19 protein-coding genes and 1 other annotated feature are annotated in these 21,915 nt (G+C 38.2%); of the genes, 16 read left to right on the top strand and 3 right to left on the bottom strand.

Annotated features, from left to right (window positions below):
- Positions 1-79 precede the first annotated feature (79 nt).
- The 6 genes from ACFPA1_RS00875 to ACFPA1_RS00900 all read left to right on the top strand — a co-directional run bounded on the left by ACFPA1_RS00875 (position 80) and on the right by ACFPA1_RS00900 (position 6,836).
- On the top strand, positions 80-1,102 hold the full coding sequence (locus ACFPA1_RS00875; protein ID WP_213141011.1) for an ABC transporter ATP-binding protein: 1,023 nt from the start codon (positions 80-82) through the stop codon (positions 1,100-1,102).
- On the top strand, positions 1,102-2,112 hold the full coding sequence (locus ACFPA1_RS00880) for an ABC transporter ATP-binding protein (protein ID WP_213141010.1): 1,011 nt from the start codon (positions 1,102-1,104) through the stop codon (positions 2,110-2,112). Before ACFPA1_RS00875 ends, ACFPA1_RS00880 begins: the two co-directional genes overlap by 1 nt.
- A 33-nt stretch (positions 2,113-2,145) precedes the next feature.
- Positions 2,146-3,861, top strand: coding sequence for an oligopeptide ABC transporter substrate-binding protein (opp4A, locus tag ACFPA1_RS00885; protein WP_378580878.1), 1,716 nt, complete (start codon positions 2,146-2,148; stop codon positions 3,859-3,861).
- 184 nt (positions 3,862-4,045) lie between these two features.
- A complete protein-coding gene (gene opp4B, locus ACFPA1_RS00890) occupies positions 4,046-5,011 on the top strand; it encodes an oligopeptide ABC transporter permease (protein WP_378580880.1) in 966 nt (321 codons plus the stop codon).
- A gap of 13 nt (positions 5,012-5,024) precedes the next feature.
- Positions 5,025-5,936 carry an oligopeptide ABC transporter permease gene (gene opp4C, locus ACFPA1_RS00895; protein ID WP_213141007.1) on the top strand — a complete coding sequence of 304 codons (912 nt, stop codon included), beginning with the start codon at positions 5,025-5,027 and terminating at the stop codon, positions 5,934-5,936.
- A 153-nt stretch (positions 5,937-6,089) separates the two neighbouring features.
- Positions 6,090-6,836 carry a YjbA family protein gene (locus tag ACFPA1_RS00900; RefSeq protein ID WP_213141006.1) on the top strand — a complete coding sequence of 249 codons (747 nt, stop codon included), beginning with the start codon at positions 6,090-6,092 and terminating at the stop codon, positions 6,834-6,836.
- A 55-nt stretch (positions 6,837-6,891) separates the two neighbouring features.
- Here the strand turns inward: ACFPA1_RS00900 and trpS are convergent, their stop codons facing one another.
- Positions 6,892-7,881, bottom strand: coding sequence for a tryptophan--tRNA ligase (gene trpS / locus ACFPA1_RS00905; protein ID WP_213141005.1), 990 nt, complete (start codon positions 7,879-7,881; stop codon positions 6,892-6,894).
- A gap of 48 nt (positions 7,882-7,929) precedes the next feature.
- Positions 7,930-8,148, bottom strand: a binding site (T-box leader).
- A gap of 47 nt (positions 8,149-8,195) precedes the next feature.
- On the bottom strand, positions 8,196-8,561 hold the full coding sequence (locus ACFPA1_RS00910) for a DUF3899 domain-containing protein (protein WP_213141004.1): 366 nt from the start codon (positions 8,559-8,561) through the stop codon (positions 8,196-8,198).
- A 211-nt stretch (positions 8,562-8,772) separates the two neighbouring features.
- Between ACFPA1_RS00910 and ACFPA1_RS00915 the strand changes: the two genes are divergently transcribed.
- From ACFPA1_RS00915 to ACFPA1_RS00935, 5 genes are all read left to right on the top strand, one after another.
- Entirely contained in the window at positions 8,773-10,479 is a 1,707-nt protein-coding gene (locus ACFPA1_RS00915) for a peptide ABC transporter substrate-binding protein (protein ID WP_213141003.1), read from the top strand.
- Positions 10,480-10,589: 110 nt separating this feature from the next.
- Positions 10,590-11,522: an oligopeptide ABC transporter permease gene (gene opp3b, locus ACFPA1_RS00920; protein WP_213141002.1), complete on the top strand. Its 933-nt coding sequence runs from the start codon at positions 10,590-10,592 to the stop codon at positions 11,520-11,522.
- Positions 11,519-12,541, top strand: a complete 1,023-nt coding sequence (gene opp3C, locus ACFPA1_RS00925; protein ID WP_213141001.1) for an oligopeptide ABC transporter permease — start codon at positions 11,519-11,521, stop codon at positions 12,539-12,541. Before opp3b ends, opp3C begins: the two co-directional genes overlap by 4 nt.
- Before the next feature lie 15 nt (positions 12,542-12,556).
- Entirely contained in the window at positions 12,557-13,600 is a 1,044-nt protein-coding gene (locus ACFPA1_RS00930) for an ABC transporter ATP-binding protein (RefSeq protein ID WP_213141000.1), read from the top strand.
- Entirely contained in the window at positions 13,601-14,542 is a 942-nt protein-coding gene (locus tag ACFPA1_RS00935) for an ABC transporter ATP-binding protein (RefSeq protein ID WP_213140999.1), read from the top strand.
- Positions 14,543-14,585: 43 nt separating this feature from the next.
- On the opposite strand, the gene ACFPA1_RS00940 is transcribed toward ACFPA1_RS00935, so the two are convergent.
- Positions 14,586-14,771: a hypothetical protein gene (locus ACFPA1_RS00940; RefSeq protein WP_213140998.1), complete on the bottom strand. Its 186-nt coding sequence runs from the start codon at positions 14,769-14,771 to the stop codon at positions 14,586-14,588.
- A gap of 566 nt (positions 14,772-15,337) precedes the next feature.
- On the opposite strand from ACFPA1_RS00940, the gene spxA reads away from it, so the two are divergent.
- From spxA to pepF, 5 genes are all read left to right on the top strand, one after another.
- Positions 15,338-15,733 (top strand): transcriptional regulator SpxA, encoded by a 396-nt coding sequence (gene spxA / locus ACFPA1_RS00945; protein ID WP_042455300.1) that lies wholly within the window; start codon positions 15,338-15,340, stop codon positions 15,731-15,733.
- Between the two features lie 348 nt (positions 15,734-16,081).
- Complete coding sequence (mecA, locus tag ACFPA1_RS00950) at positions 16,082-16,753, top strand: adaptor protein MecA (RefSeq protein WP_213140997.1); 672 nt, start codon at positions 16,082-16,084, stop codon at positions 16,751-16,753.
- Between the two features lie 80 nt (positions 16,754-16,833).
- Entirely contained in the window at positions 16,834-18,345 is a 1,512-nt protein-coding gene (gene cls, locus ACFPA1_RS00955; RefSeq protein ID WP_213141322.1) for a cardiolipin synthase, read from the top strand.
- Between the two features lie 105 nt (positions 18,346-18,450).
- Positions 18,451-19,632, top strand: a complete 1,182-nt coding sequence (locus ACFPA1_RS00960) for a competence protein CoiA (protein ID WP_213140996.1) — start codon at positions 18,451-18,453, stop codon at positions 19,630-19,632.
- A gap of 126 nt (positions 19,633-19,758) precedes the next feature.
- A complete protein-coding gene (pepF, locus tag ACFPA1_RS00965) occupies positions 19,759-21,582 on the top strand; it encodes an oligoendopeptidase F (RefSeq protein ID WP_378580887.1) in 1,824 nt (607 codons plus the stop codon).
- The last annotated feature ends 333 nt before the right edge of the window (positions 21,583-21,915 follow it).

The raw sequence follows: 21,915 nt of genomic DNA on the forward strand, positions 1-21,915 counted from the left end.
ATTGCAATAATTCTGTAATAAAATTCTATTTAAATATAACTAATTAACAGAATAATACAAAAAAGTAAGAAGGTGTAGCATGAGCGCAAATAAATCATCACTCAAAGAGGCACCATTGCTAGAAGTAAAAAATTTAGAAACAGCCTTCGATATTGACGGGACTTTCTATAATGCTGTCGATAATGTTTCATTTAAGGTTAAACCAAGGCAAATTGTCGGAGTTGTCGGTGAATCTGGCTGCGGTAAATCTGTCATGAGTTTGTCGGTCATGCAGCTGCTTCCTAAAGGGATAGGGAAAATCAATGCCGGTGAAATCGTTTTTGATGGCATAAATCTTGAAAAAATGACTGAAGCACAAATCAATAAAATTCGCGGAAAAGATATTTCAATGATCTTCCAAGAACCAATGACCTCTCTAAACCCTGTTTTTACAATAGGATATCAGCTTGAAGAGGTTCTTTTTAACCATACGAAAATATCAAAAAAAGAAGCTAGGCAGAAATCAATTGCTTTGTTGAAAAGCGTAGGAATCTCCCGCCCGGAAAAAATCGTTGATGAATATCCGCATCAGCTTTCAGGCGGTATGAGACAACGGGTTATGATTGCAATCGCGATTGCTTGTCAGCCAAAATTGTTAATTGCTGATGAGCCGACTACAGCCCTTGATGTGACGGTTCAGGCACAAATTCTCGAATTATTGAAAAGCATTCAGGAAGTAAATGATATGTCCGTCATTTTAATTACCCACGATTTGGGTGTGGTTGCCGAGATGTGTGACGAAGTCATCGTTATGTATGCCGGCAAAATCGTGGAACGAACTGATGTTGAAACATTGTTCTATAATCCGAAGCATCCTTATACGACTTTACTTTTGGGAGCGGTTCCAAAAATGGAACAAGAGGAAGAAAGACTTAGCTCCATTCAAGGAATCGTACCTTCTTTAACGAATATGCCTAAGGTCGGCTGCCGGTTTGCGAACCGCTGTCCAAAGGCGATGTCAGAATGTCTGACAACAACCCCAATTCTCGCTGAAACCGATTTTGGCCACGAAGTTGCCTGCCTGCTCTATGAAACAAGTAAACCAAGAGAAGGGGTGAGGTAATGAGAACTACTTCTGTACATAACAACCAAGAAGCAATTTCCTCTCAATCTGAAACACTATTACAAATTCAAAATCTAAAAACCTATTATCCTGTTAAAGGTGGCTTTTTTAAGCGGACTGTCGGCCATGTCAAAGCGGTTGATAATATATCCTTTGAGATTAAAAAGGGGGAAACGCTAGGGCTTGTAGGGGAATCCGGCTGCGGAAAATCCACGGCGGGCAGGACCATTTTAAGACTGCTAAAACCAACCGAAGGCAGTATTCTGTTTGACGGAAAAGACATTACGAAAATTTCCGGAAAACATTTACGGGAAATCCGTCAAGATATGCAGATGGTATTCCAGGACCCCTATGCTTCTTTGAACCCGATGCAAATGGTAGGGGATATTATTGCCGAACCAATCTATAACTTTCACAAAAAAAGCAAATCTGAATTAAAAAATGAAGTAATGGATTTGTTAGAAAAGGTAGGCTTGCCGCCAGATGCCTATTATAAATATGCGCATGAATTTTCTGGCGGGCAGCGCCAGCGGATTGGAATTGCCCGAGCCCTTGCGCTGCGCCCGAAATTGATAATAGCGGATGAACCGGTGTCTGCTTTAGACGTATCGGTGCAATCTCAAGTATTAAATCTATTAAAGGATTTACAGGAAGAATTTGACCTGACTTTTCTTTTTATTGCTCACGATTTAAGTGTTGTCAAACATATGAGTGATCGCATTGGGGTTATGTATTTAGGGAATATGGTAGAGATTTCCGATAAAAATAGCCTTTATGCCGAACCCTTGCACCCTTATACCCAGGCATTAATTTCCGCGATACCAAATCCTGATCCACGGCATAAGAAGGAGCGGATCATTTTAACCGGAGATGTGCCAAGCCCAATCAATCCTCCTGCGGGCTGCCCATTCCATCCTCGCTGCCCAATGGCAATGGAGGAATGTTCTAAAAGCAAACCTGTTTTAAAGGAGGTGAAGCCTTCTCACCGAGTAGCTTGCCACCTTTATTAAAACAAAATTTAAATTTATTTAGGGGGGAAACAAATGAAGAAGAGAAGTATGCTCTGGCTTGCAGCTTTAATTCTCATATTATCAGCATTTTTAGCAGCATGCTCCGGCGGCGAAAAAGCCGGTACTAAGAAAGAAGAAAATGGAGGGAAATCTGGCGAAACTGCAGATAAACCTCAAGATGGCGGTACATTAGTATATGCGCTTGATTCTTCTCCAAAAGGAGTATTTAACTATTCCTTCTATGGTGATGCAGTTGATGCTCAAGTAATCGATCTTTTTGACGAAAATTTAATTGACTATGATGCGCAATTAAAAGCACAGCCGCATATTGCTTCCTGGAAAACTTCCGATAATAAAGTATTTGATTTTGAAATCAAAAAAGGTGTTAAATGGCATAATGGTGACGAACTTTCAGTGAAGGACTGGGAATTCGCACTATACACGATCGCTGACAAAGATTATGAAGGCCCTCGTTTCGATAACGTAAGAAACATCGTAGGCGCCCAGGATTTCCATGATGGAAAAACTGACAAAATCGAAGGTATTAAAGTTACTGACGATTATCATATCCAAATCACTTTTGACAAAGCACGCGTAAACAACCTGGATAATCTTTGGACATACCCAATGAACCGTACTGCTTTTAAAGGTGTAGCTGTTAAAGATATGATGAGCGCTGAAACAGTCCGCACCAAGCCAGTAGGTCTTGGACCATTTAAAGTAACAAAAATCGTTCCAGGTGAGTCCGTTGAAATGGAACGCTTCGATGATTACTTTGGCGGAAAACCGCATATTGAAAAGTTAGTTGTAAAAGTAATTGACCCATCTCTATCTGTCGGCGAACTTAAAAACGGTACACTTGACATGACTTCATTCCACCCAAGCATTATCGATCAAGTAAAAGCGCTTGATAATGTAAATACCATCACTTACCCAGGTGTAAGCTTCTACTATGTTGGTTTCCGCTTAGGTACTTGGGATGGCGAAAAGAACGTCATGAACGAACCGAAATACCAAGAAAAGAAGCTTCGTGAAGCGATGTACTACGCAATTAACCGTGAAGAGTGGGTTAAAGCGTTCTTCTTCGGCGTAGGTAAGCCAGTTAACCGGCCAATTCCAACTAACCACTGGATTGCAGCACCAAATGATCAATTAGAGCAATACAAATATGATCCGAAGAAAGCAAAATTATTGTTAGATGAAGCAGGATATAAGGATGTAAACGGCGATGGCTTCCGTGAAGATCCAAATGGTAAGGAATTTGTTGTGAACTTCTCTCACTATGCAACACAAAACCCAACATTTGAAGCACGTGCGAAAGCAATGGCACAATATTGGGAAGCAGTTGGCTTAAAGACAAAGGTTTCTATGGTTGACTTCAACCTTTACTACGATCAGCTTGAAAAAGCGGATAAGTCCATGGAAGTATTCTTCGGCGGCTGGTCAACTGGTGCCGATCCAGACCCAACTCCACTTTGGGGATCTAAGGCTCTTTGGAACTATCCTCGCTGGGTAAATCCAGAAAGCGATAAGCTATTAGATGAAGCTCTTGACATTAATGTTGTTGGTACTGATAACAACAAACGTAAAGATCTATATGTCCAATGGCAAAAGCTATTCATGAAGGACCTTCCAGTTTTACCGATTGCTGAACTTGAAGAAACAATGGCAGTCAGCAAGCGTGTAAATGGCGTTAAATTCGATGTATCTGGTATGAACCGTCCAAATGAATGGTGGATTAAGCAATAATAGCAGCAGATTAACAGCATTAAACTATGCTAAAAGCCTTAACCTTTTGAAAACGAAAGCCTTTTGATTTTTACTGGGATGAGTCATCAGAAGACGGCCAGAGAATCGTCCGATTACTCTCCCAGTTAATAGAAAGGTAATTGCAACAATGTATTTAACATAGTTATAGACAAGGAGAATGCACATGCTGAAGTACTCATTTCGAAGAATTTTGGGCATGATTCCAATGTTATTCCTCATCTCCATCGTCGTTTTTACTTTAGCAAAATTAATGCCGGGTGACGGCATCAGTGGAGAAATCGACCCACGGAATACTGATCCTCAATATATCGCTGAGATGAGGGAAAAATTGGGCTATAATGATCCGATGCCTCAGCAATATTTACGCTGGATCGAAAATTTTGTCCAAGGGGATTTTGGCAAGTCAACCCGCTTTAAAATTCCTGTGGCAGATGTTATATCCGAACGCCTTCCTAATACCCTTATGCTAGGTATTACATCCATACTTATAACTTATATTCTCGCTTTCTTTATGGGATCATATGCAGGTCGAAAACCGTATACATTTGGAGATAACTTTATAGGAGGATTAAACTATTTAGGTTTATCCATTCCATCGTTTATCGCCGGTGTATTTGCGATATACTTATTTTCCTTTACTTTAGGATGGTTTCCTTCCAATGGATCAGTTGATATCGGGGTTACCGATGGGACATTGGAATATTGGTTAAGCCGCCTCCATCATGTATTGTTGCCAGCCATTGTACTAGGTTTATTAAGTACAGCAAGTTATACACAATTTTTACGTAACGATATTATCGAAAACAGTCGTAAGGATTTTGTTCGTACGGCACGCGCTAAAGGGACGCCTGAAAGAAAAATTTATAATGTTCACATTTTAAGGAATTCGATTATTCCTTTGATTACCTTTTTGGGATTTGACCTTGTAGCGATTATTAGCGGTGCCATCATTACGGAAACAATATTTACATATCCGGGTCTTGGACAGCTATTCCTGCAATCAGTTGGAACAAGGGATTATCCAGTTTTAATGACATTGACCATGTTGTTCTCATTCTTAACACTAATCGGAAACCTGGTTGCTGATGTTTTATATGGTGTTGTAGACCCGAGAATCAGGTTAGATTAAAGGGGGAGAAAAGATGCAAATTGTTACACAAAAGGATACCAATATATCAGCACCACCCCCGAATAAGAGCTTATCTCCTTGGGCAATCGCCAGAAAAAAGTTCGTTCAGAATAAACTCGCAATGATTAGTTTCATTTTTTTAGTTATTGTTGCGATTATCTCCTTTTTGGCCCCTTATATCACGACGGCGGATATAACGAGGGTAAATATTGGAGAAATGTCGTTAGAGCCTTCAAGTAAACACTGGCTTGGAACAGATAAATCAGGCCGGGATGTGTTTACAAGACTGCTTTATGGCGGAAGGATTTCGCTATTGGTTGGATTAAGCTGTACGCTTTTTGTTATTTTTATTGGGACATTGGTCGGCTCTGTGGCAGGTTATTTTGGCGGAGCAGTTGATAATCTGTTAATGAGATTTACTGATTTTATCTTAAACTTTCCGTTCTTGGTTTTTGTTATTGTTATTAATGCTATTTTCTTTGGTAAAGTAAGTGGACTATGGGTGTTAATTGCGGTTATCAGTCTTCTGTATTGGGGAGGTATTGCCCGGATTGTCCGCAGTAAAATTCTTGCCGAAAAAGAAAACGAATATATCATTGCAGCAGTTTCCATCGGCTGCTCACCGGCAAAGGTAATTGTTAAACATTTGTTGCCTAACGTTTTGTCAACAATCATTGTTCAGGCAACCATCACATTTGCCTCAATGATTGTTATTGAATCAGCATTGAGTTACCTTGGATTTGGTGTTCCGCAAGAAACGCCGAGTTGGGGAAATATGCTGAATTCAGCAAATGAACCTGATGTGCTTCAATTTAAGCTCTGGATATGGATGCCGCCGGCACTCATCATCACCATGACCATCCTGTCCATCAACTTTATCGGAGAAGGCCTAAAAGACGCTTTCAACCCTAAATCAAGAAGATAAAAATCTACCATTAAGACATGGTAGATTTTTTTTATGAGTCTTTGTACCCAATAATATGGAAACAACCGGAGCAAAATGTATATAAAGGAATAATTTAACTGTAGCCTGCCCATACTGATTGACAAACAGTTTCTTGAAGTGAGGGATTATACAATGTTATATCTTCATGATGTATGGGTGAATTGGTTTGAAGGAGAAGAAAACGGTTATAATGTCTGCCACTTCCACGAATGGCGCAAGGATGACGGAGTTGAACTACTTGACCAAGTACCGCTGCTAAAAGTGGAGCCAATTCTTTTTAACTATATTGAAAATGATTTATCTGAATTGCCACAACAGCTTCTAGATGATATTTTTCAAAAAGCGTATTTAAGAAAAAACCATGAACGGATCCAATTGGATTACTGCTTTGTGGTAACCGATGGGGTTGGAATTCTTGCTGTTGATACGATTGGCTATAATATTCCGATTCGAAAAAGCCGGTTAATACCAAGACAGGAACAGCTTGTGTACGAAATGATCAGCAATCATGAACCAAAAGAATTTGTATTTTATAATCAGTCGAGTAAAAAGGACTTCCATATTCTTTCTCCAGAGCCTACGTTAATGCTGGGCTTGACAAGAAAAGAACGGCAGATTAAGCAGCTTCTGTTTATGGCTTTAGATCAGTTGTTTTCATCAAATAATGAAGCGGAAATTCGTTATTGGTTTACTGAGTGGTGCCCAGAACGCTACCAAACAATCCAAGAACTAAATTTTGCTGATGCCTGGGAACAACTTTATGAAGAAATCAAATTTGGCTGGTCTAAAAAACACGAAATCTTTTGTGAAAATTTAATAAAGGGACAGCCATTTTTTGAGAAGCTTTGGGAAATGGAACACGGTCCAAAGGTAAACTAAAAGCCTGACCCAAAAGGAATATATTTCATTCCTTTTGCGGTTCAGGCTTTTTTTACTATTTGCGCTTTCTTCCAAGACCCATTGCATTTTCCATCTTCTTTAAGGTAAGGCTTGCAATTTTATTTGCTTTCTCTGCACCAAGGTCTAATATTTCATCTAATTCATTTGATTCCATTAATTCATAGTATTTATCTTGGATTGGTTTAAATGCATTAATAACAACATTGGCCAAATCACCCTTAAAGTCCCCATACCCTTTTCCATGGTACATCTCTTCAAGTTCAGCAATAGTCTTATTTCCTAAGATAGTGTATATGGATAAAAGGTTTGAAATACCTGGTTTATTTTCTTTGTCATACTTAACAATTCCTTCTGAATCGGTCACAGCACTTTTAATTTTCTTTTCAATTTGTTTTGGGTCATCAAGCAATGCAAGGAATGCTTTTTGGTTCGGATCGGATTTGCTCATTTTCTTAGTCGGGTCCTGCAAGGACATAATACGGGCACCGACCTCCGGAATGCGCACTTCTGGTATCGTGAGTATTTCTCTATATTTTTTATTAAATCTTTCGGCAAGGTCACGTGTAAGCTCTAAATGTTGTTTTTGGTCTTCTCCTACTGGAACAAGGTCAGCATTATACAATAAAATATCTGCGGCCATTAATGGAGGGTAGGTTAATAAACTTGCAGATACAGCCTCTTTTCCTGCTGATTTATCCTTAAATTGGGTCATACGCTCCAATTCTCCGATATAGGACACACATTGCATTAACCATCCGGCTTGAGCATGAGCGGGAACTTCCGATTGGATAAACAATGTCGCTTTTTCCGGATCGATTCCTACTGCAATATACAAGGCAGCCAAGCTGCGGATGTTCTTTCTCAAAGTTGCGGGATCTTGCGGGACAGTTATTGCATGCTGGTCGACGATGCAGAAGTAGCAATTATATTCATTCTGCAGCTCCACGAATTGCTTAAGTGCACCAATATAGTTACCAAGTGTGATTGTTCCACTTGGCTGAATTCCCGAAAATATTGTCTTCATAAAAAATCCTCCTAAACAAATAGATAAAAAAAGCCATTCATCCCCAAAGATAGGGACGAATGGCTCGCGGTACCACCCTAATTACTCAAAAAAATGAGTCACTTTAAAACCCTTTAACGCGGGGAACGTCTACTCTTACTTTTCCTCTTATAAAGGCTCAGAAAGAAGCTCCAAAGTCCATTCCGTATTTCTTTGTGTTTGTTTCCACCACCCACAAACTCTCTAAAACAAAGGACGATACGTACTACTCTTTTTCAATGCTTTTTTACTGTTATTTAATTATTTCCCATTATAAATGATTTACATATTTCATTTCAAGTCAGTAAAACATAATAAACAACAAGGGCAATGACCATAAAAAGGCCATTTATAATTGCATAAAAAAGGAAGGGGTTTTTATTAATCGTGACAAGTTCTGATAAACCGGGAACATCCTCGAATCTCCGTTTATTAGTCCTAAACGATAGTGCAAAGTTGAAGGACTTGAAAATCGCATCATAAAAACCACTTTGAATGGTAAAAATGAGCAAAAAAGAAAGGAGAAGAGCAAAGGAGATATAAAAAGATATATTGATATAGCTAACAATAGAAATTTCGCCATAAAAAATAAAGGATAAAATGAAAATGGAAAGCTGTGTAAACGCTACCAATATTACACTTTTATTTGGGAAAAATTTCACTTTTATTCCTCCGAAACGTTGTATTGTAAGGTTTTATAACGAGAAAAAACCTTTATAAATATAAATTATAACATAGTAAATTGTAATTCATACGTAAGAATTGTCTCGAAAATGTAAATTAATTTTCAAAAAGTAATGTACAAGAGAATGAAAATATGTATAATAGAGAATGTAGTAATTTTTCAGAATAATAGAAAAGGGAGGTCTACTAGTGAAGAAATCAAAACTTTCACTACTTTTAGTATTATCGCTAGTACTTAGCATGTTTCTTGCAGCATGTTCAGGCGGCGGTAATAAAGACACTGGTAAGGAAAAAGAAGGTACCAAGAATGCTCCTAAAGAAGAGCAGCTTGCTGATAAACAGGAACTGAATGTTCTTGAATCATCTGAAATTCCATCTATGGATAGTGTAATTGCTGAAGATACTGTCAGCTTTACAACAATCAGCAACGTAAATGAAGGCTTATACCGTCTGGATGCTGATCAAAAGGTTATCCCAGCAGTTGCTGCGGAAATGCCTAAATATAATGATGACAAAACTGTTTTAACAATCAAATTAAAAAAGGATGTAAAATGGTCTAACGGCGACCCTGTTACTGCAAACGACTTCGTTTATGCATGGCAGAGAGCTATCGATCCAAAAACAGCTTCTACATACGGCCCGTACTTCATGGCTGGGAAAGTCAAGGGCGCTGAAGAGATCGTAGCCAAGAAAGACAAAGCTACTGCTGAAGATATCAAAACTTTAGGAATTAAAGCTGTAGACGACAATACTTTGGAAATTGACTTAGTAAGACCAGTTCCATATATTGAGTCTTATCTAACATTCCCAATGTTCTATCCGCAAAACCAAAAGTTTGTTGAGGCACAAGGCGCTGACTATGCGAAAGATGCAGCTCACATCCTTTACAATGGTCCATTCAAGTTAACTAAATGGGATGGCCCAACTGCTACTGAATGGGTATATGAAAAGAACGATACTTATTGGAACGCTAAAAATGTAACATTAACAAAGATTAACTTTAACGTATCGAAAGATCCGCAGGCTTCTGCAAACGCCTTTACTGCTGGCGAAGCGGATATTTCACCAAAGCTTGCACAAGCTGCAATCATTTCGCAGTTCGAAGGTTCTGACGAATTAGTACGTTACGTAGAACCATCTATTTTCTGGATTAAAATGAACGAAAAGAACCCAGCATTGAAAAACTTAAACATCCGTAAAGCAATTGCTTTATCAGTAGATAAAAAAGCAATGGTAGACGATGTATTAGCTAACGGTTCTATTGCAGCAAACTTCCTTGTACCAAAAGAATTTACTTTCTTAGATAACAAAGATTTCCGTGCAACAACTAAGGAATACTTGAAGACTAACAAAGAAGAAGCAAAGAAATATTGGGAAAAAGGTTTACAAGAACTTGGAGTTAAAGAAATCAGCTTTGTATACGTTGGCGGTGACACTGAGACTTCGAAGTTAACTGACGCGTTCGTAAAAGGTGAGTTAGAGAAAAACCTTCCTGGATTAAAGCTTGAAATGAATGCTGTACCATTTAAGATTCGTATCGACCGTGAAAACAAACAGGAATATGATTTGTTATTCGGCGGTTGGGGACCAGACTATGCTGACCCAATGACATTCATGGACCTATGGTTAACTGGCGGCGAACACAACAGAATGGATTATAGCAACCCAGAATACGATAAGTTAATCAAGGCTGCTAACGAAGACCTATCTGCTAAGCCAGAAGAACGCTGGAAAACACTTCAAAAAGCTGAAGAGCTATTACTTGAAAAGGATGCAGCACTTGCTCCTATGTATCAACGTTCCGTTAACCTATTAATTAATCCAAAAGTTAAAGGCTTTGCACACCATGCCTTTGGCCCTGACTATAGCTATCAGTGGATTAAAATTACAAAATAAGTAACACTAATCAAATAGAAAAGAGAGTATATTTTCAAATATACTCTCTTTTTACCTGTATCAGAATTGTCGAAAAAAGACGAAAATTTCACCAATTAGGAGGTGTAGGCATGGCAAAATATTTAGTGCAACGTTTCATTTATATGATTATCACACTATTCATTGTTGCATCGGTCACGTTTTTCCTCATGAAACTAATTCCTGGAACTCCATTTAACAATTTCCAAAAGCTTTCGCAGGTCCAACAGGAAATCTTGTTAGAAAAATACAATTTAAACGATCCCGTGCCTGTTCAATATTTTCAATATATAAAGAACTTGGCTGAGGGTGACCTTGGAGTTTCCTTCCAATTCAATAATACCCCTGTGTCAGAACTTCTTGCAAACCGTATTGGCCCATCTGCGGTCTTAGGTTTTCAAGCAATGATTGTTGGGTCCATTTTGGGCATTCTATTGGGTGCCATTGCTGCATTAAAACAAAATACTTGGGTTGACTATGGTTCAACCTTTATTGCTGTAGTTGGTAAATCTATCCCATCCTTTATATTTGCAGGTTTGCTGCAATATTACGTGGCTGTAAAATTGGGGTGGTTTCCGGTCATGCTGTGGCGGGGGCCTGAATATACGGTTCTTCCTACTATCGCCTTAGCCATGTTCCCAATTTCGATTGCGGCCCGGTTTATGCGGACAGAAATGATTGAGGTATTAGGATCAGATTATATTACTTTAGCAAAAGCAAAAGGGGCTAGCTACTGGCAAATCAGTATTAAGCATGCGATAAGAAATGCCTTAATACCCGTTGTCACAGTTTTAGGACCTTTAGCTGTTAGCTTGATGACAGGTTCATTGGTTATTGAAAAGATTTTTGCGATTCCTGGACTAGGGGAGCAGTTTGTCAAATCGATTGCCACCAACGATTATCCTGTCATTATGGGGACAAATCTTTTATTTGCGGCATTATTTGTTGTCGTAATACTTGTGGTTGATATTCTTTACGGAGTCATTGATCCACGTATTCGTATTTCTGGGGGGAAAGCAAAATGATAAATCAAGAAATTTCTAAAGATATGTTTGCGCCCGCCCATATAGACCCATCAAAAAGTGAAAAAATTGCTAAACCTAGCTTGAATTTTTGGCAGGATTCTTGGCTTCGCGTACGAAAAAATAAGGGCGCCGTGGTTAGTATTGTTATTCTTGGTATTTTAATCATCATGGCTTTTGTTGGTCCGATGATTACACCGTATGAATACGATGCCCAGAATACAAAACACAATAATCTGCCTCCAAGAATTCAAGGGCTTGAAAATGTCCACTGGCTTCCTTTCGATGGAACCTTGACTCGTAGAAACGGGACAGAATATAACGCCTACGAGGTGCGGAAGGTTGACAATTATTATTGGTTTGGTACAGACGCTCTTGGCCGAGATTTGTTTGCCCGTGTTTGGACAGGGACGCAAGTTTCCTTATTTATCGCTTTTATGGCAGCATTAATCGATATGCTGATTGGTGTAACTTATGGTGCGGTATCAGGTTATTTAGGCGGACGAGTAGACAGTGTTTTGCAGAGGATTATAGAGGTTATCGTCGGTATTCCGAACCTAATCATTGTTGTTTTAATGATTCTTGTATTAAAACCGGGTATTGTTCCGATTATTGTAGCTTTAACGATTACCGGATGGACTAGTATGGCCCGGGTGGTACGTGCTCAAGTATTAAAATTTAAAAATCAAGAATTTGTCTTAGCTGCCAAAACATTGGGGGCATCCGATACTTCAATTGTTTTCAAACATATGATTCCAAACATGTTCGGAGTAATTATTATTAACACAATGTTTTCTATCCCAAATGCCATTTTCTTCGAAGCATTCTTGAGCTTTATCGGTTTAGGATTACAGGAACCTAATGCATCATTAGGTACATTAGTTGAAGATGGCTTTAAATCGATGATTGCATTTCCATATCAAATGATTATTCCATCCATCATGATTGCTTTAATCATGGTTTGCTTCAACTTGGTAGCAGATGGATTACGAGATGCATTAGATCCAAAAATGCGTGATTAAGGCAGGTGAATCGAATTGGAGAAGATTTTACAAGTTAAAGATTTAAATATTTCGTTCCATACATTTTCCGGGGAAGTCAAAGCCATTCGCGGCGTTAATTTTGATTTAATCAAAGGGGAAACATTAGCGATTGTTGGTGAATCGGGCTCGGGAAAATCAGTCACGACAAAGTCGATTATGCGCCTGCTCCCAGAACATAATTCCGAGATAAAAAGCGGCGAAATTCTTTTTGAAGGCAAAGATTTAACCAAATTAACGGATAAGCAAATGCAAAAAATCCGTGGTAAGGACATTTCGATGATCTTCCAGGATCCGATGACATCATTGAATCCTACAATGAAAATCGGAAATCAAATTATGGAACCTCTGATTAAGCATCAAAACATGTCTAAAGGTGCTGCTAGGGAAAGAGCAGTTGAACTATTAAGACTAGTTGGGATTCCTAAGCCGGAAATTCGTATTGATCAATATCCGCATCAGTTTTCGGGCGGGATGAGACAAAGGGTTGTTATAGCTATTGCGTTGGCTTGTAATCCTAAAGTTTTAATTGCTGATGAACCGACAACGGCTTTAGACGTTACAATCCAAGCTCAAATTCTGGAATTAATGAAGGATTTGCAAAAAAAGATTGATACATCAATCATCTTTATTACCCATGACCTTGGCGTTGTAGCCAATGTTGCTGACCGAGTCGCTGTTATGTATGGCGGTAAAATCGTAGAAATTGGGACTGCTGATGAGATATTCTATAATCCGAAACACCCATATACATGGGGATTGATCAGCTCCATGCCGGATATGGAAACAGATGATGAGGAATTATACTCAATCCCGGGGACACCACCTGATTTATTAGATCCGCCAAAGGGAGATGCATTTGCACCCCGTAACCCTTATGTGATGAAAATCGACCTAGAACAGGAGCCGCCATTTTTCAAGGTGTCTGATACTCATTATGCAGCCACTTGGCTATTGCATCCGGATGCTCCTAAGGTGGAACCGCCTGAGGCTGTAAAAAGGCGTCAAGGTCAATTCCCTGGTGTAAAGGTGGGAAAATAAATGAGTGAAAGAAAAAAATTATTAGAAATAAAGAATTTAAAACAATATTTTAATGAAGGCAAACCTAATGAGGTAAAAGCGGTTGATAATGTCTCCTTTAGTATTTATCAAGGAGAAGTAATGGGGCTTGTAGGTGAATCAGGCTGCGGTAAATCTACAACAGGCCGGACAATTATCCGTCTATACGAAGCCACAGGTGGAGAAGTCCTTTATGATGGTGTTAATGTTCATGGGAAAAAATCCAAGAAAGAACTTAAACAATTCAACCGTAAGATGCAAATGATTTTCCAAGATCCATATGCATCATTAAATCCTCGATTAAAAATAGCAGACGTTATTGCCGAGGGAATCGATATTCATGGGTTGGCTAAATCAAAACAGGAGCGAATGGAAAAGGTATATGAATTGCTCGAAACTGTTGGATTGAACAAGGAACATGCCAATCGTTATCCTCATGAATTTTCCGGTGGTCAGCGTCAGCGGATTGGGATTGCCCGTGCACTGGCAGTTCAACCGGAGTTCATCATTGCCGATGAGCCTATTTCAGCATTGGACGTATCGATTCAAGCGCAGGTCGTAAATCTAATGAAAAAGCTTCAGCATGAAAAAGGATTAACATATTTGTTCATTGCACATGACTTGTCAATGGTTAAATACATCAGTGACCGTATTGGTGTTATGTATTTTGGTAAAATGGTTGAGCTTGCACCGTCAGATGAACTTTACCGAAATCCACTTCATCCATATACGCAATCACTATTATCAGCTATTCCTGCTCCAGATCCGATTAGTGAGCGGGCTCGCAAACGTAAAACATATGATCCAGCAAGCCATAATTATCAGGATAATGAGCAGGTTGAGTTCCGTGAAGTTACGCCGGGACACTTTGTCCTTTGTTCGGAAAAAGAATTTAAACAATACCAAGCACAATCCAAACAATAATAAAAAAAACGATCTCAGATATCGAGATCGTTTTTTTATTATTTTACTTTCTTTTTCCGCCAACGGTTTTCCAGCCAGTTTGAAATCTGGCACTTTGGTCGACAAATTCGCTGCGGCGTTTTCCGCCAAATACCTTTTCACCAATACCGTTTGTGATGACTCCCATAAAAGCTGTAATCCCGATCACTAACAGTGCAACAACTGTTAAATCAGTTATGTATCCAGCCATGATTGTCCCTCCATTTGATGAATCAAAGAATTGATTTTATTTTATTCACTACACTTATTGTAAGTGAACTTTGCCTTTAAGAAAAGAGAAAAATAAAAAACTAATGAAAAGCTATATTTAAATACTGATATCGTTTTCATTTTGTGATTTTAATTGAGAATGGATTTTTCAGAAAAAAACCTAGCAGGTTATTTGTTATTAAAAACTAGATTTAATTCACAATGCATTACCCTCATAAAGCATAAATAAAGATACGAACATTTTAGTATGATTAACAATGAAACGTAATAAAAAATAAAAAAATAAAAAAATTTTTGAAACTTTTTCAGAAATCATTCGTCTAATATAATAAGGAATCTTAAATTTAGGGGGTATTCTGATAGGGATTATTTTTGAAAAAGGGATACCTTTTTTCGATATTGTAGTGTATAATGAGTGATATAAATTCCTTATTTATAATAATTTTAATTTTATAAACTGCTAATACATTGGAATTGTGTTAATTTCCCTAATTCCGGATTGATATATGATAGATTTGCAAATAATTAGAGGAGTGTGAAACACAGATGGTAACACTATACACCTCACCGAGCTGTACATCATGTCGGAAAGCAAAGTCATGGTTAGAAGAGCATGAGATTCCATATAAGGAAAGAAATATTTTCTCAGAACCTTTATCTATGGAAGAAATCAAAGAAATTCTACGTATGACTGAAGATGGAACGGATGAAATTATTTCAACGAGATCTAAAACCTTTCAAAAGTTAGATGTGAATTTGGATACAATGCCTCTTCAGGATTTATTCAAATTAATTAAAGAAAACCCTGGGTTGCTTCGCCGCCCAATCATCATTGATGAAAAACGTTTGCAAGTTGGATATAATGAAGATGAAATCCGCAGATTTCTGCCTAGAAAGGTCAGAACATATCAATTGCGAGAAGCACAGCGGATGGTAAATTAATTAAGAGTAAAGACCTTTTTTATGAAGGTCTTTTTTTCGTTTTTATTGTTTGAAATTTTTATTGAATTTTGTTATTATTAAAGGAATATCTATATTGGAAATTTTCCCTCTGAATGTTGATTGGACTACTGTTCGTATTGGATATTAGGCGGATTTATGGATTTTGTGAAATTGCGCTTTTTTATTTCCCTTATTTGTTCTTTTATCATAAAATGAAAGTACAAGAGTATTTGCTTTTTTATTTAAAGTTTCATTGAATAAACTTTTTTTAAGAGTGAATGCTAAGGGAGTTATCTGCTTGGGGGTATTTAGTCCCTTCAATATGAACAATGGAAGGGAGAGGTTAAAATGGAGATTGAACGTATTAACGAAAATACGGTTAAATTTTATATTTCCTATGGTGATATAGAAGAAAGAGGCTTTGATCGGGAAGAGATATGGTACAATCGTGAACGAAGTGAAGAACTCTTTTGGGAAATGATGGATGAAGTCCATGGAGAGGAAGAGTTTGTGGTTGAAGGTCCGTTATGGATTCAGGTTCAAGCCTTGGATAAAGGGTTAGAGGTACTTGTGACCAAAGCGCAGCTTTCCAAAGATGGCCAGAAATTTGAACTTCCTATTCCTAATGATAAAATTAAGGATTTGCCTGTTGATGATAAGATTGAAGAACTTTTAGATCAGCATTTTAATCCAAATTATTCAGATGAAGAAGAAGTCCTTCTTGAAGAAGATAGTTTGGAGTTTATTCTTGCTTTTAAAGATTTTGAAGATGTGATCAGTTTGGCAAAAAGACCGGGTCTTGATAACTTAGTCACAACGCTATATCACTTTGAAGGTAAGTATTACTTATATACTGAATTTCCTGAAGATGTTTTCGGGGAAGATGAGATTGATGATGTTTTAAGCGTATTGCTGGAATATGGGTATGAAACACAGTTAACGATTCACCGAATTCAGGAGTACGGTAAAGAAATAATTGCTGAGAATGTTTTTGAAGTTATTCGAAACTATTTTAGCTGAAAAAAGTACCGATTTCACAGTTGAAATCGGTATTATTTTATCTGACTTTAAATATGGGTGTTTCAAAGCAGGTGAGGACACTGAAGAATACGGTTCGGGTTGTCATATTTTTGTTGGTTCTTTCAATTCTTCTTTTTGCTTTCAAAAATCAGTTGGAGAGTGGCATTTTAGGGTTCCTAAGTGTAATGATTTCGCTTTCCGTCATTTTTATCGGGTTTGTAATATTTTTGGAAAACCGACATCCTACACAAACCATAACATGGCTGGTTGTTCTTGGAAGCTTTCCGCTGGTGGGGTTTATTTTTTATCTTCTATTTGGCAGGAATTATCGAAAGGAACGGATGTTTAGAAAAAAGTATTTTCTTGATAAACAGGCATTCTTAACGGTTGAGGGCGAAAATGACCCAAGGAGTGAAGAAAAGCTGCAGTTAATGGGGGAGCATCAAGGTAAATTATTTATGCTTGCTCAAAAACTGGGGAATAGTCCAATATCCTTTGATACAGCAACCAAGGTTTTAACAAACGGTGAGGAAACCTTTTGTCATATAATGAAAGAGCTAAAAAGGGCGAGGCACCATATTCATCTAGAATATTATATTATTAGGCATGATCAGATTGGCCAAGAAATAAAGAATATTTTAATTGAAAAAGCGAATCAGGGTGTAAAGGTTCGTTTTATGTTTGATGCCGTTGGGTCCTGGCAGCTTTCAAAAGCTTATATCAATGATTTAAAGAATGCCGGAATAGAAACTGTTCCATTTGGGCCGGTAAAATTGCCTTTTTTAAATAATAAGTTTAATTTCCGCAACCACCGAAAAATAATTGTCATAGACGGGAATATTGGGTTTGTCGGCGGATTAAATATTGGCGATGAATATCTGGGACGAAATAAGGATATCGGATTCTGGCGGGATACCCATTTGATGCTTCGGGGCGAAGCAGTGCGGACTCTGCAGCTGATTTTTCTCCAGGATTGGTATTATATGACGAATCATAGTTTTCTGACGGCAGAATACTTATCTCCACAAATTGACCACAAAAGCCACGGTGGTGTTCAGTTAATCGCAGGAGGTCCGGATAACGAATGGAGTGTCATCAAGAATATATTTTTCTCCATGATTGGCTCGGCAAGAAAATCAGTCTGGATTGCTTCTCCATACTTTATACCAGATGAGGATATTTTCTCCGCCATTAAAGTAGCCGCCTTAAGTGGAATTGATGTACGGCTTCTAGTTCCAAACCGCCCGGATAAGCGGATTGTCTTTCATGCTTCAAGATCCTATTTTCCTGAGCTTTTAGAGGCAGGAGTAAAGGTGTTTGAATACGAAATAGGGTTTATGCACAGCAAAATTGTCATTGTTGATGGGGAATTGGCCTCAATAGGAACCTCTAACATGGATATGCGAAGCTTTCATTTGAATTTTGAGGTAAATGCGTTCCTTTTCCGTACGAAAAGTACCCAAAAGCTTGTTGCAGAATACCTAAACGATTTGGAATTTGCAATACAATTAGATTTAAAAACATTCCAACAGCGGCATTTGGGGTATCGGTTGCTAGAATCTACTGCAAGACTGCTCTCACCGTTATTGTGAAAATTTTGTTAAAACTCGTCGATACCGGCGGGTTTTTATTTTTTTGTAAAGGGATTTTGGCACATTTAGTCGAATTGGAGAAGAAAAGAAGGGGGAGGATTCCGATTGTTAACAGCCCAGACGAAAACAGGTAAACAAATTTCGCTTGGAAATGGTTACTCGAAAGAAGCACTTTTAAGCCTTAGAAAAACCGAGGAGTTCATATGTCCTGTCTGTGGGGAAAATGTTTCATTAAAGCTTGGTGAGCAGCGAATATTCCATTTTGCCCATAAAAAAGGAAGCACCTGCTGCGAACTATACGAAGCAGAGTCCGTCAATCATATTGAAGGAAAGCTTCAGTTATATCATTGGCTAAGCATGCAAAAAATTCCTTGTATCCTCGAATTTTATGATCGGAAAATGCAACAGCGTCCCGATATCATGTTTGAACATAATGGTCAGAGATTTGCCCTAGAGTTTCAGTGCTCCACACTATCAGAAGAAATATTTTGGAAAAGAACAAAAAACTACCTTGAACATCACTATACACCTCTATGGATCATCTCCAGCCATCACATTCATCAAAAAAGCCGCCACATCATTCCTTTTTCAAATTTTCATTACTTATTTTTACGAACGAGCATCAGAGGTCAGTTGTATATACCCTGCTATTCTCCTGAAAAGAAAGCCTTCCAATTAATTAGTTCTATTACTCCGTATTCCATTAAAAATGCTTTTGCGGAGCAATCATTCAATTCCCTTTACAGTTTGCGACTTGAGGATTTGCTCAATCCTAAGCCCGATAAATGGAAGATTAACCTAATAAAGTGGAAGGAAGCCGCAGAAAATTATCAAATTAGTTGGGTTCTTCATGCAGGTGCCCTGAAAAATCCTTTTCTTCATGAAATTTATCAGCGAAATTTAAATCTCTTTTTATTGCCAGCAGAAATAGGCCTGCCAGTTCCTCATGCAGTTTACATTCAAACCCCTCCAGTTGTATGGCAAACCTACTTATTCCTTGATTGTCTAGCTGATAAAAATCCCGGAGCATTGATCTCGTATCAGGATATACATTACCAGGTGCAGAAAAGAATCTCCAAAAAAGATATTACGATCCGAACTTTACCTTTACTAGAAACTATTAATCCGATGATACCGGTCATAGAATATTTCCGGAAGCTGATTGAATTGGGCGTTTTAATTCGAAAAGGGGATTGGATATGCGAAATAAACAGAAAAATCAAGATTCCTCAATCAAACCGAGAAAAGGATGAGGCAAAGTCAATATTTTATCAAAATAATAAATGAAAATAGATGACAGGGCATAATATAGGAGAGGCTTTACTGCTTATAAGCGTAAAGGAGGAAAAATAAAGAAAAAATGGAATATAATAAAGTGATATTGGATTATCGAATGGAAATGGAGGATCAATCATGACAAATGAAACGGCTGTAAAGTCACTCCCGGCAAGAAGTGAAATCCCAGTTGAAGATACGTGGAAGCTGGAGGATATTTTTGCAAGCGATGAGGAATGGGAAAAAGAATTCCAAGAGGTGAAGGCACAAATTCCGGGAATTAAGCAGTTCGAAGGAAAATTGGGAGAAAGTGCAGAGACGCTTTATAAAGCCCTTCAATTTCAGGACCAGCTTTTTAAAAGAATCGGCAAGCTCTATACATATTCACATATGAGATACGACCAAGATACGACAAACTCTTTTTATCAGGGCTTGGATGATCGAATGAAAAATCTTTATTCTCAAGCGGCGAGCCAATTTGCCTTTATTGTTCCAGAAATTCTTGCAATTGACGAAAGTAAAGTAACTGGCTTTTTAAATGAAAAAACGGAATTAAAGCTATATGAACATGCTCTTGAAGAAATTAATTTGCAACGGCCGCATGTATTGAGTGCGGAAGAGGAAGCTCTGCTTGCTGAGGCGAGTGAAGTAATGAATGCGTCTAGTAATACATTTGGTATGCTGAATAATGCCGATTTGGAGTTCCCATCCATTAAGGATGAAAATGGCAACGAGGTTGAAATTACACATGGCCGTTATATCCGGTTCCTTGAAAGCGAAGACCAGAGGGTAAGGCATGACGCTTTTAAAGGTGTATATCAAACCTATGGACAGTTTAAAAATACATTCGCAAGTACTTTAAGCGGGAATGTGAAAAAGGATAATTTTAATGCGCGGGTCCGGAACTATGACTCAGCTAGACACTCTGCCCTTGCTGCTAATAATATTCCTGAAACGGTCTATGATAATTTAGTGAATACCGTTAATGAGAATCTGCATCTGCTGCATCGTTATGTAAAGCTCCGCAAACAAGTATTAGGGGTTCAGGAGCTTCATATGTATGATTTGTACACACCACTAGTTAAAGATGTGAAAATGGAAATTAAGTATGAAAAAGCAAAAGATCTTGTTATAAAAGGACTAGCCCCGTTAGGTGATGAGTATGCCCAGATTCTAAAAGAGGGCTTTGAAAACCGCTGGGTCGATGTCCATGAGAATAAGGGCAAGCGCAGCGGGGCTTACTCATCAGGGGCATACGGAACGCATCCATATATCCTGATGAACTGGCAGGATAACGTAAACAACTTATTTACCTTGGCTCATGAATTTGGTCACTCTGTTCACAGCTACTACACAAGGAAGAATCAGCCGTTCCCATATGGGGACTATTCGATTTTTGTCGCTGAGGTTGCTTCTACCTGCAATGAGGCGCTGCTGAACGACTATTTGTTAAAAACAATTGATGATGAACAAAAGCGGATTTATCTGTTGAATCATTATTTGGAAGGCTTTAGAGGCACGGTATTCCGTCAGACGATGTTTGCTGAATTCGAGCATTTAATCCATCAGATGGCGAAGAATAATGAGGCATTAACGGCAGAGTCATTAACAAAAACTTACTATGAATTAAATAAAAAGTACTTCGGTGAAGAGGATATTGTCATTGATGAGGAAATCGGCCTTGAATGGACCCGCATTCCACATTTCTATTACAACTATTATGTTTACCAATATGCGACAGGCTTCAGCGCGGCAACTGCCTTAAGCAAGCAGATTTTAGAGGAAGGCGAGCCAGCCGTAAAACGGTATATTGAATTCCTCAGTGCGGGAAGCTCCGATTATCCAATTGAAGTATTAAAGAAAGCCGGAGTGGATATGACAAGCTCTGAGCCAATCAAGGATGCCTGCAAGGTGTTTGAAGAAAAACTAGGTGAATTAGAACAATTATTGCTTAAAAAGTAAGTTTAAAGGGCTGGTGATAGTCACCAGCCCTTTCCTAACGCATAAATTCAACTACGCCTCATGAACCGTCCTATCGGACTCGCCAATCGGCGAGTTTTCATTTAGAATCCCTTAAATTTTTTTCTGTCATTGATGGAGATGCTGGGGATTAAGATAGAAAGAAACAAGACGGGGATGCTAATTATAATCGGGAAAATTTTTAAGAGTGCCAGTACTTGTAAAAAAAATGCAAAAATAAAGAAAAGAATCATCAGTGTAATGGAGAACTTTTTCAATTCTTAATCCATCCTTTTTTAGTAAATATCTTCCTTAATATTTATGGTCTACTCTATG

Source organism: Neobacillus sp. GCM10023253, from assembly GCF_042653105.1.
In the GTDB taxonomy this organism is placed as follows: Bacteria; Bacillota; Bacilli; order Bacillales; family Cytobacillaceae; genus Neobacillus; species Neobacillus citreus.